Origin of the sequence: Citricoccus sp. CH26A (assembly GCF_000224415.1) — a bacterium.
In the GTDB taxonomy this organism is placed as follows: Bacteria; Actinomycetota; Actinomycetes; order Actinomycetales; family Micrococcaceae; genus Citricoccus.
The window spans coordinates 1-13,289 of the sequence record NZ_AFXQ01000032.1 but is presented as its reverse complement, the minus strand read 5'-3'; the positions used below and the strand labels follow the sequence as shown (position 1 = coordinate 13,289).

Below are 13,289 nucleotides of genomic sequence, written 5' to 3'. Positions count from 1 at the left end.
GGTGGCGCCCCCGCGGGCCCGGTCGACAGGACAGGTGCGGCACCCGGTGGTGCCGCACCTGTCCGGCGTCGTCGCCATTGCCCCGAACCGATCCCGGTGCATACGGTGCCCTGACAGGGACGACGACTCCCCTCCGCCTGTCGTTCCCGCACCGTACCGATCCAGGAGCTCCCGTGGCCGCCACCGTCCGCACCCCCGCCTATGTCTCCCCGTGGCTGAAGGACGAGGTGGCCGACGTCGCCGACCTCGCCCGCTCCTTCTTCGCCCGGGAACTCACGCCCCACACCGAACGCTTCGCCGCGCAGCACCAGGTGGACTCCGGGACGTGGCTCGCCGCCGGGCAGGCCGGACTGCTCTGCATCTCCGTTCCGGAGGAGTACGGCGGTGGTGGAGGGGGCTTCGCCCACGAGGCCGCGGTGCTGTGGGAGCAGGGCAGGGCCGGGGACGGGTCCCTGGGGTACTCCATCCACTCCACGATCGTGGCGCACTACGTGCTCGCCTACGGCTCCGAGGAGCAGAAGCGCTCCTGGCTGCCGCGGATGGCCAGCGGCGAGCTCATCGGCGCGATCGCCATGACGGAGCCCTCCACCGGCTCGGACCTAAAGAACATCCGCACCACCGCCCGGCTCGAGGGCGACCACTACGTGATCAACGGGTCCAAGACCTTCATCACCAATGCCACCCACGGCGGGCTGATCATCGTGGTGGCGCGGACCGGCGGGGAGGGTGCGCGCGGGGTGTCCCTGATCGCGGTGGAGACCGAGGGCCTGGCCGGGTTCGAGCGCGGACGAGTGTTGTCCAAGGTCGGCCAGCACGGCCAGGACACCCGCGAGCTGTCCTTCACGGACGTGCGCGTGCCGGCGTCGAACCTGCTGGGCGAGCGGGAGGGCCAGGGGTTCTACCAGCTGATGGCCCAGCTGCCGCAGGAACGGCTGGCGATCGCGATCACGGCGGTCGGTTACGCCGAGCTGGCGTTCGAACTGGCGCTGGACTACACCCGCCAGCGCGAGGCGTTCGGGCAGAAGGTCTTCGATTTCCAGAACACCCGGTTCACGCTGGCCGAGGTCAGCACCGAGGTCCTGGTGGCCCGGACCTTCCTGGACCACTGCGTCGCCCTGCACGTGGACGGCCAGCTCGACGCCGCCATGGCCTCGCGCGCGAAGTACTACTCCACCGACCTGCAGGGCACGGTCATCGACCGCTGCGTGCAGCTGTTCGGCGGGTACGGCTACATGCTCGAGTATCCGATCGGCAGGCTGTACGCCGATGCCCGGGTACAGCGGATCTACGGCGGGACGAACGAGATCATGAAGGAGCTCATCGCCCGCAACCTGTGAGACGGACGCGGCAGGGCCCGGCCATCCGCATCGCGGACGACCGGGCCCTGAGCCGTCAGGATCCCGCAGGGATCCCGGAGGGTTCTGCTCAGTACCGGACGGCGGTGCCGAGCATGTTGGTGGGGCTGTAGTTCAGGTTGGTGACGGACACGCCCATCTGCGGGTTGCGGGCGTGCGCGATCTTGCCGTTGCCGATGTAGATGGCCACGTGGTAGACACCGGAACCCGAGCCGTTGTTGGACCAGAACACCAGGTCACCCACCCGGAGGTTGTTCACGGAGACCTTCTGCCCCCCGGAGAACTGCGCCGAGGAGCCCCGCGGGATGCTCTTGCCGGCCTGGGCGAAGGCGCTCTGGGTGAAGCCGGAGCAGTCATAGGCGGTGGGGCCGTTGCCACCCCAGCTGTAGTAGACGCTCGGATCGGCTGCCTTGGCGGTGGCCCACTGGGCCACGTCCGCGCGCCAGCCGCTGGCGGAGGAGGTGGTGTAGGACGCCAGCTGGTAGGTCGCCTGGGACGAACCGGTTGAGGCCGGGGTGTAGTCGTACGACTCACCGGCAGCGGAGGTGCCGGCGGTGGAGGTGGCGGTGGAGGACGAGGCGCCCGCGCTCCAGCTGTAACCCTGCTGGGCCGAGTAGTCGACGGTGGCGGCGCCGCCGTCGTTGGCCGCGGCCGGGGCCACCCCGGCGATGGTGGCTCCGGCGACGGTGGCCAGGCCGGCGACGCTGACGGTCAGGGAACGGCGACGGTGAGTGCGGCGGGCCTGCTTCTCGGCGAGGAGGCGGGCACGGCGGGAAGAGTAGGTCATGGGATGCTCTCAATGCTTCGCGTGTAATCGGATCGTTATACACCGTACACGAATGTTATTGAATCGCAACCTGGCTGGACGCTGGCTGCCTGCTGAGTGTTTCCTGAAAACGCCATGCAAGCGGACGCTGACGGCGACATCGCCCCTCACCGGCCGGCTCTCGACGTTACCACTTCGTGATTAACTCATCACGCTGGAAGGAGACAGACCGCTCCGACCGGCGGATTTCCGGCCCTCCGCCAGGCTGGTGGAGCGGTGAATAGCGGCCCTCGATGATCTTTCGGCGACGGCTCCGGCCATCGGTTCAGGCACGTGCGCCAGGGGATCCACGCCGAACCCACCCATAGCTGGCTGACGGGCATGGGCGAAGGATCGATTCGGGCCACACCCCGTAGGTGCCGACACAAGTGCTGGCCCGTCGTATTCGAGTGCGGCGGCGCCGGAGCCCTAAACGATCTCACTACTTCTCAAGGAATAGGCGCTCTGCAGCGATCCCGTCCAGCCTTTCCCCTAGTCCCTGATTAGGTACTTCCTGGTCGACAGTCGATGAGGCCCTGACGCTGCGGGATTGCATGAAAGGAATGCGCATCGCGGAGGGGGGCCCGAAGAAGCGGCAAGCACCATGGATGGCTCTGCGCCTGCCGCTTTGCCACGGACGATCCCGCTCCGGATCTTCACGATGTGCGAGAAATGCACATGGTCAATCCAATAGTTGACGCAAGAATGGTTATCGGCGTTCAACCAACGGGAGTTGCAGCAGGTGCAAAACTCTCGTTGATTCTCAACCTATAAGCCTGATTACGTCAACCTGACCATGACATGTTCGCGTTGGATGCGAATCTGCTAGCTTGGATGACTTCCCCGTGATGGAGGCCGTGCAGCCGGTTTCCGAGGACGCCCTCGGTCGTCCATTCTGGTCGGCCCGGGAACGAGTGACATCAAACCGCGTCCTGACCCGGGCTTGCGTGGCGCTCTGACCGGAAATCGCGTCCCCTGCGAAGTTCTCGCACATTATGCGAACAACCCTGCCGGAGCCGCAAGCTTCTCACCAGCCCCGCAGCCGGATAACCAGCGGAATACGCAGGTCCCGATACGTAAGACCAGCACTTAGGCTCTGCGTATTTGATTCGATGCACCCTCCTCGTGGGCGCCAGCTCTTCTCTCGGCGGCTTCGTGTCAGTCCTCCTTGTGGGGTCCGGCAGTGCGGAACATGCTCGTCCCTGGTGGGTGCTGGACGGATGTTTAGGCCTGGTCTTCTGGCGTCATGCAATGACTCACAGGCGTCATGATCGGCTCTGGGATCGGGGAGTTGAACACCATCGGCCTCTGTGTGTCGATGCGTGACCGTTGCCTGGGGCATCTGAAGCAACGTCTCTAGCCTCTGAATCCCACGTCGTCTTTCGGAGGCCGTCATGTCCCAGCCAGCACCCCCGTCGATCTCTGCCTCGGTACCGCCAGTCGTCGTTGATTCTGATGCAGGGGTGACCGCGCGTCCGAGATTGCGACGCAATCTCGGCACGGCTTCGATCGTCTTCATTGTCGTGGCCGCCGCGTCGCCGCTGGGCGTCATTGGCGGCCCGGTCCCGCTGGGGATCGCCGGGGGCAACGGCATCGGTTTCCCGTTCGCCTACGTGGTCGCCACCGTCGTGTTGTTGCTCTTCGCGGTCGGCTTCACCCAGATGACCGGGTTCGTGAAGACCGCCGGCGCGTTCTACTCGTACGTCGCCCGCGGGCTGGGGCAGGGAGCCGGGCTCGGTGCGGCCTTCGTGGCCCTGCTGGCCTACCTGGCCCTGGCGGCCGGCGTGTACGGGTTGATCGGCCCGGGCATCGCTGCCCTCGTCACGTCCTATGGCGGCCCGGAGATCCCCTGGTGGATCGGCGCGACCGTCGCCTTCGCCGCGGCGGGCGTACTAGGGTTCCGGAACATCGAGATCTCCGGCAAGGTCCTGGCCATCCTGTTGCTGGCCGAAGTTGCCATCGTGCTGGTCCTTGATGCCGCCGTCGTCTTCTCGGGCGGTGGGCCGGAGGGGTTCTCCACGGGCATCATCACCCCGACGCAGATCGTCTCCGGCGCCCCCGGCGTCGGTATCCTCTTCGCCATCCTCAGCTTCGTGGGGTTTGAGGCCACCGCTGTGTTCCGGGATGAGGCACGGGATCCCGAGCGGACCATTCCACGTGCCACGTACATCTCACTCATCGGTATCGGCGTCTTCTACGCCGTCTCGGCCTGGCTGCTCATCGGTGCCATCGGCGACTCCCGAGCGGTCCAGGCGGCCACCGAGGCCCCGGAACCTTGCTGCAGGACACCACGGTGCTCTACCTCGGGGCGGCGGGCGGACACATCATCCAGTTGCTCTTCGTCACCAGCCTATTCGCCTGCATCCTGTCCTTCCACAACATCGCCACCCGCTATCTCTTCCAGCTCGGAGCACGCGGAGTACTCGGCGCCCGGCTTGGCCGCGTCCACCCCCGGCACCTGGCCCCGTCCACCGCGTCCCTGGCCGTCTCGGTCATCACCGGCATCCTGGTCCTGCTCGCCGTCGTGACCGGTCTGGATCCGGTCGCCGAGCTCTACACCTGGCTCGGCGGGATCTCCTCCGTCGGGGTGGTGCTGCTGCTGGTGGCCACCAGCACCGCTGTCCTAGTGTTCTTCACCCGAACCCAGCGCGGCGGCAACACTTGGAAACGACGCATCGCACCGGCCTTGGGACTGGCAGGGCTGCTCGGCTTCCTGGCAATCATCATCACCAACCTGCCCTCCCTCGTCGGAGAGACCGGATACGGGCCGCTGTCCATCGGTGTGCTGACACTGTTGCTCGGGGCATTCGCCGCTGGCCCGTTGGCCGCCTCGCGGCACCACCGGCTCAGCCTGGACTGACAGGCCCGGAGTCCAGCTCACACAGGCGCCCTCGGAACAGCCGTACTCAGAAATTCAGCCGCCCCAGGGGAACGAATTCCCGGGGGCCTCCTCCCGGTCACTGACGGTAGGCCCCGACCGCAGCTGTTCGGGAGTTACCTGGCGAACTCGCCAGAAGTCTGTGCCAGGGGGGGCACCCGTTCCAATTTAACGGGCAGCCGCTATACCGGAGGAAATGGCAGGGTCAGCACCAATCCTGCCAGTCAGTCCCAGACCAGCCACCACCAAGACTCACAACCGGGTATGCCTTCCCTTACATCCTCGGACCCCACGGAAGCATGCCGTCAGAGGGGGTCTTAAACCGCATCTTGGACACTCTCGTCGGGACAGCTCTGAGGCCTGGCTGGGCAGAGGGTTGGTACATCTGGGTGGGCGTCGCGGGTGTTTTCGCCAGGCGTCTGCACGGTCAGTTCTGCGTGGAGTTAGCCGTGGCCCTTTTCTTCCCAGTAGATGTTCATGGATTGAAGAAGTTCCTCGTCCACGTTCAGCTTGGAGCGGCTGTCGGCGCCCTTGGCGAAGGCGACGGCAGTGGCCAAGGTCTGCACGAGGGAGATAAATGCCGAGATGGAGCGGAGAATGTGCACGCCTTGGCTGTCGACGTAGAAGGTGACGTCGGCATCGGACAGCGGGGAGGACGGGTTGTCGGTAAGGGCGATGGTGTGCAGGCCACGCTGCTTGGCAGCGCGGAAGGTGCGTACGGTGTCGGCCGTGTAGCGGCGCAAGGAGATGCCCACGAACACGTCCCCCGCCTTCATGTCCCGGATCTCGTCGACGAGCATGCCGGCGGCGGGAGCCAGCAGGTGGACGTCCGGGCGGACCAGGTGCAGCAGGTAGCTGAACAGCTGAGCGACGGGCAGGCACTTGCGCAGACCAATCACATGCACGGCCGGTGCGCTGGCCAGCAATTCAACGGCCTGGTCCCACTGCTCGGGCTGGATGCGGGCGAAGGTGCGGGAGAGGTTCTGTTTTTCGTGCTCCAGCACCGCGTTCATCAACCCCTCGGAGGAGGAGTCCGTGGTGGCCTGTTCAAATCGGCGCACCAGGTGCGCCTGGTCGCTGAGGTGTGCCCGGCACAGGTGGACCAGAGCTGGGTAGCCCTTCAGGCCCAGGGCGGTGGCGAAACGCACGAGTGAGGACTGGTGGACCTCCGCGGCCTCGGCGGTCTTGGCAATGGTGCGGAACGCAGTCCCTTCCGGATCTGAGAGCAGGACCGTGGCGATGCGTTGCTGGCCCTTCGACATGGCCGGCATGCGCTCCTGGAGCACGGCGCGCAGTTCCGGATAGGACTGCGGGGGTGACACGTTCTGCATCCTCCTACTATGTCGCACGAGCGGGCACCCCTGGGTCCGGGCAGCCCGATCGCGGGGTTCCGGACCCAGGGTCCCGGCACGTGGCTCAGGCAGTGAGATCGCTCAGGGCAACGCGAAGGTGCTCGAGGGCCTCCTGGATCCACGGCAGAGCCACCGGGTCATCGGAGCGCAGAGCCTCCCAGCGCTGCTGCTCCGTCTCGCCGTAGAGCAGGCTCGTGGCCACCCGTGCACGCAGCCCGCCGGTCTCGTCACCGAAGGCCGAGCCGGGCAGAATGCCCACGGAGTGCTTGAGCAGCAACCAGTCGGCCAGCTGCTCTCCGGTGCTGATGCCCTTGGCGTCCAGGCGATCCCGGACCGGCTCGAAGTCCGGGTAGAGGTAGAAACCGGCGTCCGGCGTCCGGCAGGTCGCGCCGGCCTCGGCAAAGACCGCGTGCACTGCCGCGGCAACCCGGGCGTGCAAGGCCCGGGCGCGGGCGATGTAGTCGGTCACGGGCCGGGGGTCGGACAGAACGTAGGCGGCCACCGCCTGCATCGGCGCAGCCAGGCTGGACCAGATCTCGCTGGCCGCCCCGATAAGCTCGTCCATCAGCTCCCGGCCCCAGTCATTGCCCGGCACCCGAGCGAAGCCGATGCGCCATCCACCCAGAGCCATGGACTTGCTCAGGCCGCTGGTCACCACGGTGCGCTCTGGCAGATAGCTCAACGCGCTAGGGGCCTTGCCGGTGTGGCACACCTCGGCATAGATCTCATCACAGATCACGACCAGCCCATACCGCTCGGCCACCGCGCAGACGTCTGCCACGGCCTGCGGGGAGGCCACGGTGCCGGTCGGGTTGTCCGGAATGGTCAACAACAGGATGCCGGGTTTGCCCCCGGCCGCGATGTGCCCCTGCAGCGCGTCCTCCAGCAGGGCCGGATCGGGCACCCCGCCGGCCTCGGCCGGGATGGGGATCCGCAGTAGGGCCTTGTCGACCATGTCCGCCTGGGCTGCATAGCTGACCCACGCGGGGGCGGGAAGCACCAGGTCGCCCTCCAGGACGGCCAGCAGTGCGAAGAGCAGGGCCTTGGATCCGGGGGCGAAGATGATCTGTTCGGCCGAGGTGGGTACCTCACGCCGGGTGAACCAACCCGCCGCTGCCGACCGTGCTTCCTCCGAGCCGACCACGGCCCCGTAGGAATTGCGTCCGGCCGCCTCCTGCAGACACGCCAGGACGTCCGTGGGCACGGGCAGGCCTGCTTCCCCAAACCCCAGGTGCAGGACCTTCTCCCCGGCAGCCTTTTTGGTCTGCAGCGTTTCATTGATGGCCAGGGTGGCCGAATGCATGGTCATGAGCGCTCTTCCTTTGACGCAACTGAACGTGTCGGTACTGGAACTTATGCAACTTTAGTTGCATTATGCCACAGGTTGGTGGACTCCCTCCTCGTAGACGCGGGCGCGGCGGCGGGCCATCCGGCGCTGACGGACGACGCTGAGTACTACAAGCACGGCGGCGACGCCCAGGGTCAGCACCAGCGACTGAAGGGTGGCTTCGGTCAGGGCCATGCCTCCGATGACGGCCAGCAGAGCGAGAAGCACGATGACATCCAGGACGGGGTAGGCCCACATCTTCACGGTCAGGCCCTCGGGGTGCTCCCGCAGCAGGCGGGGTCGGGCCTTGAGGTGAGTGAGCGTGATGATCAGGTAGACCAGCACGGCCACCGATCCGGAAGAGGCCAACAGGAACTCGTAGACCGCCTGCGTGGGGAAGAAGTAGTTGGCGACCACGGTGAACAGGCCCACCGAGGAGGCCAGCAAGACCGCAGCCACGGGGGTGCCGCTGCGATTGGTGCGCGCCAGGATCCGCGGCCCCTCACCACGCTGAGCCAGGGAGAAGATCATGCGCGAGGAGGTGTAGATCCCGGCATTGAGGCACGAGAGCACCGCGGTGAGGACGATGAAGTTCATCAAACCGGCGGCAAACGGAATGTCGAGCGAGCTCAGCACGGCCACGTAGGGGCTCTCGATGACGTCCGTGGAGTTCCACGGGATGAGGGTGACGACGACGATGATCGAGCCGATGTAGAAGAGCAGGATCCGCCACACCACACTGTTCATGCCTTTGCGCACCGCGCGGGCCGGATCCTTGGCCTCGCCGGCAGCGATCGTGACCGCCTCCGTGCCGAAGAAGGAGAAGAAGACCACCAGCGAGGCGGTCAGCACCGCGCCCCAGCCATTGGGGGCGAAGCCACCCTGGCCGGTGAGATTCTCCAGCCCGGGTGCGGGCGTACCCGGAAACAGGCCCACAATGGCGACGCCGCCGATGACCAAGAAGGCGATAATCGCCCCCACCTTGATCATCGCGAACCAGAACTCGAATGTGCCGAAGGACTCCACCTTGGCCAGATTCACGCTGATGAGAGAGAACATCAGGACCAACGCGATCAGCCAGGTTGGCAGCCCGGGCAACATGAGGTTCAACAGGGCCGCCCCGACGACAGCTTCGAAACCGATCGTCACACACCACTGGTAGGAGTACAGCCAGCCGACGGTGGTGCCGGCCCAAGGGCCGAGGTGCCTGTCGGCATATGCAGAGAAGGAACCCGTATTCGGCTCGGCGACCGCCATCTCAGCCAACATCCGCATCACGCAGATAACGATCAGGGCTACGGCCCCGTAGGCCACCAGCACCGCAGGCCCGGCCATGGCTATGGCGCTGCCGCTGCCGACGAACAGCCCGGCGCCAATCACTCCGCCGATGGCGATCATCGTCATCTTCCGATTGGTCAGGACACCGCGCAGTTGCGGACTCTCGGAATGGACGGTGGATGTCATGCGAACTCCTCAGTTCGACGGAAGCATCTAAGCGATGCAATATGATCCTGCTAACATCTAGTGCAACTGCAGTTGCATTGCAAGAGCAGAAGATTACTTTTATTGCATTTGAGGGCGTGAACCCGTAACACTCCCCGAAGGAGGAAGCTCGATGGCTGCCTATATCACCGAGAGCCGGCTCGCCGGACTGAGGCACCTCACGATCACCGGAGAGCGTTACGACGCCTTCAAGGCCCTGGGCCAGCTGACCGCAGAGCCTATCGCGGCGGTCCAATCCCGACTGCCCGAGCGCGAGGGCCTGCTGGCCTGGCGGTCCACCCCACACGGACGGACCCGTTTCGACGAGCTGGTGGACGCCACCGCGCGTACGCACAGCCCCGAACTGAAAGAACTGGAGGCCCTCGCCGAGGGGGCCGGGCTGCCCTTCGAGGACCTGCTGCTGGCAAACCTTCGCGGGGACATCGGCACCGGCGACGGCACCGGGTGCACCGATCTGGCCTGGCGCGGCTCGCGCGCCTTTGTAGCCCACAATGAGGACGCCGCGCCCGCCTTGGACGGATACATGATGTTCCTGACCCTGCGCATGGACGGTGATGTGCCCGTCACCGCCCTGTGGTACCCCGGATTCGTTCCCGCCAACGCGTTCACCATCAATGGCCACGGCGTGGGCTGGGGCATCAACCACATCCAGGTCGTGGACCCACCCGTGGCGGTTGGACGCCACTTCGTGGCCCGTGGCGCCCAACAGGCCGCCACGGCCGACGAAGTCGCCGCCTATCTGCGCGACCATCCCACCGCAGGCGGCTTCGCCTACACCATCGGCGATACCACCACCGGCACCGTTATCGTTGCCGAATCCGCCGCCGGACAGGTGAACACCACCTCGCTGACTCCTGAACGGCCCTTCGAGTGGCACACCAACCACCTCAAATTCCTGCCCTCCAGCATCGATCGAGGATCCCTCAACGCGGCCGGGTCAGCGACCCGGCAACTCGGCGGATACGAAGAAAGCCAGGCCCGAGGCGCAGCACTCACCACCGCAGGCCCGCCCGCGGAAGAGCCTGACGTGGATTGGTTCATCGACACCCTCTCGGGCCGACCCCTGCCACGCGGCGTACATCGAACCGCCGCCGGAACGGACCCCCTGATGACCCTGTGCAGCGTCGTCCTAGACCTCGACCGCGCAGAACTCACCGCCCGCGGGCACTCCGGAACCCAAGAATCCGTGCCGCTCGCCCAGCTGCACTGACGCCGGAACGGAACTACCCGCCAGGGGCACCGCGGTGGAGGCAGGCAGGGAACCGACGGACGACCCGGAAGGCCAGAGTCAGTCGTCCCAATTCCTTGGAACTGGGACACTCCCCCACGGCAGGGGTCGAGGATCACGACACGCCATGTATTTGTGTTCCAGAACTAAGCCCAAAAAGACGTCGCGTCAGAGTCGTACAGAGCTGACTTTCGATACGGCGTGCCCATGGAGGGACATTTCCGAGTCATCACGGCCTGAGCAGGCTCATCACCCTTCTGGGCCGTCCTGGCGGTTAGACGGATCCGTGAGGCGACTGAGCAGTTTGTTATCTAAGTCCGCAGGTGTCCATGGTTCGGGCGCCGTCAGCCAGTTTTGAAATAGCTCACGGAGCAGCCAGGGAGCCAGCACATGCGTGGCGTATTCCGTGCCGTGAAAAGAGACAGATTCCTTCACCTTCCCTGCGCCATGCACGATGGCAGAGCGTTGACCGTAGAGGAACGTCACCAGAGCGGAGACTTCACCCGCGCCCCATTCGCGCGCCAGAACTGTAGCTGCCCGCAACGCAAGACGGTAAGTGATCTCGTTGCGTTCCCGACCAAGCAGCGCCTCGACCCCGATCATGGCGTCCAAGAAAGCATCCTCTGCATCGTCGCGCAGGGCAGCCCTCACAACCCGTCGAGATGCAAGACGAACCTTTGGCGCAGCATCCTGGAGTCGTTGAAACGCTGTAGGCAGGTATGCGACGCGCTCTGCATCGTATGGCGTACGCTGCTCATTCCAGTTCGCACCGCGGTTTCTTGGCACTTTCTCCACATCGGTCAGCCTTATAAGCGCGGGATGGTCCCCCACCCATCCCTTGGACCAACCGTGTGGACGGACGAAGATATCGGCATAGCCAATATCCGGATCTCCCGTGAGTATCGACAAGGCTTCTAGGGCGGTGTCCACGGCCGTGAGATCGAGCTCATCACGTGGAGTCGTCCATCTAAGCCGCTCGCTGTTGATCGAGACGTCGGCTACGACAATGGCATGGGTCGCAGCAGCTCGAAGGAATGGATTAATGGCCCCCGTCGTGTCCAGCCGTGGCGCTCGAGCGACCTGCGTTGCAGCATCCATTCGCTCTATCCGTATGTTCTTCGACATGCGGAGAACACTCACATCATCCGGGAGGGCCCCCAACACAATTGGAATTACGAGATCTCCGGGCAGTTCCGGAAGGAACGCCCCCTTTTCCCACTCACGGTAGATCGTTTGAACTTCGTCGTCACCCCACGAGTCAAGGGCGTCCGCGCGATTGAGCAGGGTTCCAAGAGTTCGCAAAAATTCGAACGCGATCTGATGGCGACGTTCCTCTGGGTTGTCCTTGTAAGCCAGAGAGGCGAGGGATACCGCTCGCTCAATGGCGGGGTCAGACATGGCGAGTTCGACAACATCAGAGCAAGCAGATTCGAGATCTGGAACCTCAGTAATTGACACCCCTCCTCCGACAGGCGTGCCCACGCTGAACATTTCTCTCCAGTCTGGAGGATCCGAAGCCGTCCCTAAGAGCCTTGAGCCACCGACACATGCGGGCCAGTCCGAGGAATTAATCTTCCATTCTGGCTTTGTCAGGCGGGCGGCATATTTTCCTGCGGTCAAATAGGCGTCTCCCGCAGATTTCGCCGCCCAGAAAGCTTTATTAGTGACACGCCACAGAGAGGGGCTAATCACGTCGTCCGACATGTACCCAGATTAGCCAGACGAATCTGGAGAAGGCCCACCGGCTACGTGAAGCCCGAGAGTTCAACTTGAAAAGTCGGTGCAGCTGGACGGCGGTGAAGACTGGGCGCTGGGTCAGAACGGGACCACACCAGAGCGCCTGCTGGACTCATGCGCCGTTATCGGCGGTAGCGACAGGAGCCGCACTGGCGGGACAGGTCGCCCTCAAGAACCGGTCAAAGTCGCATGGATCAAGGCTGGTACCGTGTCAAGGGCCTTGGTCAGAGCGGCCTCGATAGGAACAGCCACTTTAGAACGGTTCACATCGATCATTTCCGTCCACGCGACGGGTTGATACCGCGTAATCATGGACAAGGAATAGAGCAAGATCCACCACGCCAGCACGGGCTCAAGCGCCTTTGCCCCGTCCCCGGCGGTCGCCACGGGCATTAACAAGTGGGTGCTCAGGTAGGCCCGGGCAGGATTTCGGCCGTCGTAGGAGAACACGGCTTCGTCCGTTCGCGCACCGTCGGCGTTGACGTTGTGCGGGCCCCCGCCATATTTGACGAGCCGCGCTGCCGCAAGATCGGGGTACTGACGCCGGAGTTCGACCTCACCATCCTGCATCTCCGCGGCGGTCGCCTGCAGCTTGAAGGTCTTTTCGTTCTCCTGGGTGTAGGGCCTTTCTGGCCAGCGGGGCTCCGCGTAACTCCCGATGGGGCGGTCCAGGTACAGGTCCGGGAGCATGTGCCAGATTGACCCCAAGGAAACCGGAGCTGATAGGTGGTCCGAATCCAGCAGAGAAGCCAGCCGGCGATAGGACGTGTTGTCGCTACCCGAGCCTTTGACTTGCATATCGAAGAGCTTCTGGGGCTTGGTGCCAGGTAGGTCAAGGACCTTGAGGCCGTGGCCACTCACATCGGGAGACTGGTTGGTGCCGGCCGGGGTCATGGCGGCGGATATGGCGCGGCCGGCCTGCGACAGGCCGTAGTAGAGATTAAGCGCCCGGGATTCGAAGCCCACCAGCCGTGCTGCTTCAAACTGCTGCTGCGCCTGCTCTAGGGAGCTATTGAAGAGTCTTCTGCGGGCATCGTTCATAGGGGCAGTTGTGGGAGGGCTTGAGCGGAGTGCTCTTATGTTCCGCCAGGCCTCGGCGGCATT

At 64.7% G+C, this 13,289-nt stretch carries 10 protein-coding genes; 4 read left to right on the top strand and 6 right to left on the bottom strand.

Annotation, left to right across the window (positions count from 1 at the left end; translation table 11 throughout):
- The first annotated feature begins 173 nt into the window (after positions 1-173).
- The gene (locus CITRI_RS0114120) at positions 174-1,337 is read left to right on the top strand and encodes an acyl-CoA dehydrogenase family protein (RefSeq protein ID WP_010145558.1); all 1,164 of its coding nucleotides are present in this window, start codon (positions 174-176) and stop codon (positions 1,335-1,337) included.
- An 88-nt stretch (positions 1,338-1,425) separates the two neighbouring features.
- Here the strand turns inward: CITRI_RS0114120 and CITRI_RS20430 are convergent, their stop codons facing one another.
- Positions 1,426-2,142, bottom strand: coding sequence for a C40 family peptidase (locus CITRI_RS20430; protein WP_010145556.1), 717 nt, complete (start codon positions 2,140-2,142; stop codon positions 1,426-1,428).
- A gap of 1,412 nt (positions 2,143-3,554) precedes the next feature.
- Here CITRI_RS20430 and CITRI_RS17945 point away from each other — a divergent pair.
- Together CITRI_RS17945 and CITRI_RS19950 are read left to right on the top strand one after the other, a co-directional pair.
- The gene (locus CITRI_RS17945) at positions 3,555-4,688 is read left to right on the top strand and encodes an APC family permease (RefSeq protein WP_255347902.1); all 1,134 of its coding nucleotides are present in this window, start codon (positions 3,555-3,557) and stop codon (positions 4,686-4,688) included.
- Positions 4,685-5,020, top strand: coding sequence for a hypothetical protein (locus tag CITRI_RS19950; protein ID WP_010145554.1), 336 nt, complete (start codon positions 4,685-4,687; stop codon positions 5,018-5,020). Before CITRI_RS17945 ends, CITRI_RS19950 begins: the two co-directional genes overlap by 4 nt.
- Positions 5,021-5,481: 461 nt before the next feature.
- On the opposite strand, the gene CITRI_RS0114105 is transcribed toward CITRI_RS19950, so the two are convergent.
- The 3 genes from CITRI_RS0114105 to CITRI_RS0114095 form a co-directional block, all read right to left on the bottom strand.
- Entirely contained in the window at positions 5,482-6,369 is an 888-nt protein-coding gene (locus tag CITRI_RS0114105) for a MurR/RpiR family transcriptional regulator (protein WP_010145553.1), read from the bottom strand.
- A gap of 85 nt (positions 6,370-6,454) precedes the next feature.
- The gene (locus CITRI_RS0114100; RefSeq protein ID WP_010145552.1) at positions 6,455-7,699 is read right to left on the bottom strand and encodes a pyridoxal phosphate-dependent aminotransferase; all 1,245 of its coding nucleotides are present in this window, start codon (positions 7,697-7,699) and stop codon (positions 6,455-6,457) included.
- 63 nt (positions 7,700-7,762) lie between these two features.
- Positions 7,763-9,181: an amino acid permease gene (locus CITRI_RS0114095; protein WP_010145551.1), complete on the bottom strand. Its 1,419-nt coding sequence runs from the start codon at positions 9,179-9,181 to the stop codon at positions 7,763-7,765.
- Positions 9,182-9,332: 151 nt separating this feature from the next.
- Here CITRI_RS0114095 and CITRI_RS18575 point away from each other — a divergent pair, with 151 nt between their 5' ends.
- A complete protein-coding gene (locus CITRI_RS18575) occupies positions 9,333-10,430 on the top strand; it encodes a C45 family peptidase (RefSeq protein ID WP_010145550.1) in 1,098 nt (365 codons plus the stop codon).
- 267 nt (positions 10,431-10,697) lie between these two features.
- Here CITRI_RS18575 and CITRI_RS19475 read toward each other — a convergent pair whose 3' ends face one another.
- Positions 10,698-11,906 (bottom strand): HEPN domain-containing protein, encoded by a 1,209-nt coding sequence (locus tag CITRI_RS19475; protein WP_141566129.1) that lies wholly within the window; start codon positions 11,904-11,906, stop codon positions 10,698-10,700.
- A gap of 447 nt (positions 11,907-12,353) precedes the next feature.
- Positions 12,354-13,226 carry a YaaC family protein gene (locus tag CITRI_RS0114080; protein ID WP_141566128.1) on the bottom strand — a complete coding sequence of 291 codons (873 nt, stop codon included), beginning with the start codon at positions 13,224-13,226 and terminating at the stop codon, positions 12,354-12,356.
- Positions 13,227-13,289: the final 63 nt, after the last annotated feature.

What these genes read in the sequence shown, in the direction of transcription:
- CITRI_RS20430 (WP_010145556.1), bottom strand. Translation starts at nt 2,142, where the DNA reads ATGACCTACTCTTCCCGCCGTGCCCGCCTCCTCGCCGAGAAGCAGGCC.
- CITRI_RS17945 (WP_255347902.1), top strand. Translation starts at nt 3,555, where the DNA reads ATGTCCCAGCCAGCACCCCCGTCGATCTCTGCCTCGGTACCGCCAGTC.
- CITRI_RS0114105 (WP_010145553.1), bottom strand. Translation starts at nt 6,369, where the DNA reads ATGCAGAACGTGTCACCCCCGCAGTCCTATCCGGAACTGCGCGCCGTG.
- CITRI_RS0114100 (WP_010145552.1), bottom strand. Translation starts at nt 7,699, where the DNA reads ATGACCATGCATTCGGCCACCCTGGCCATCAATGAAACGCTGCAGACC.
- CITRI_RS0114095 (WP_010145551.1), bottom strand. Translation starts at nt 9,181, where the DNA reads ATGACATCCACCGTCCATTCCGAGAGTCCGCAACTGCGCGGTGTCCTG.
- CITRI_RS18575 (WP_010145550.1), top strand. Translation starts at nt 9,333, where the DNA reads ATGGCTGCCTATATCACCGAGAGCCGGCTCGCCGGACTGAGGCACCTC.
- CITRI_RS0114080 (WP_141566128.1), bottom strand. Translation starts at nt 13,226, where the DNA reads ATGAACGATGCCCGCAGAAGACTCTTCAATAGCTCCCTAGAGCAGGCG.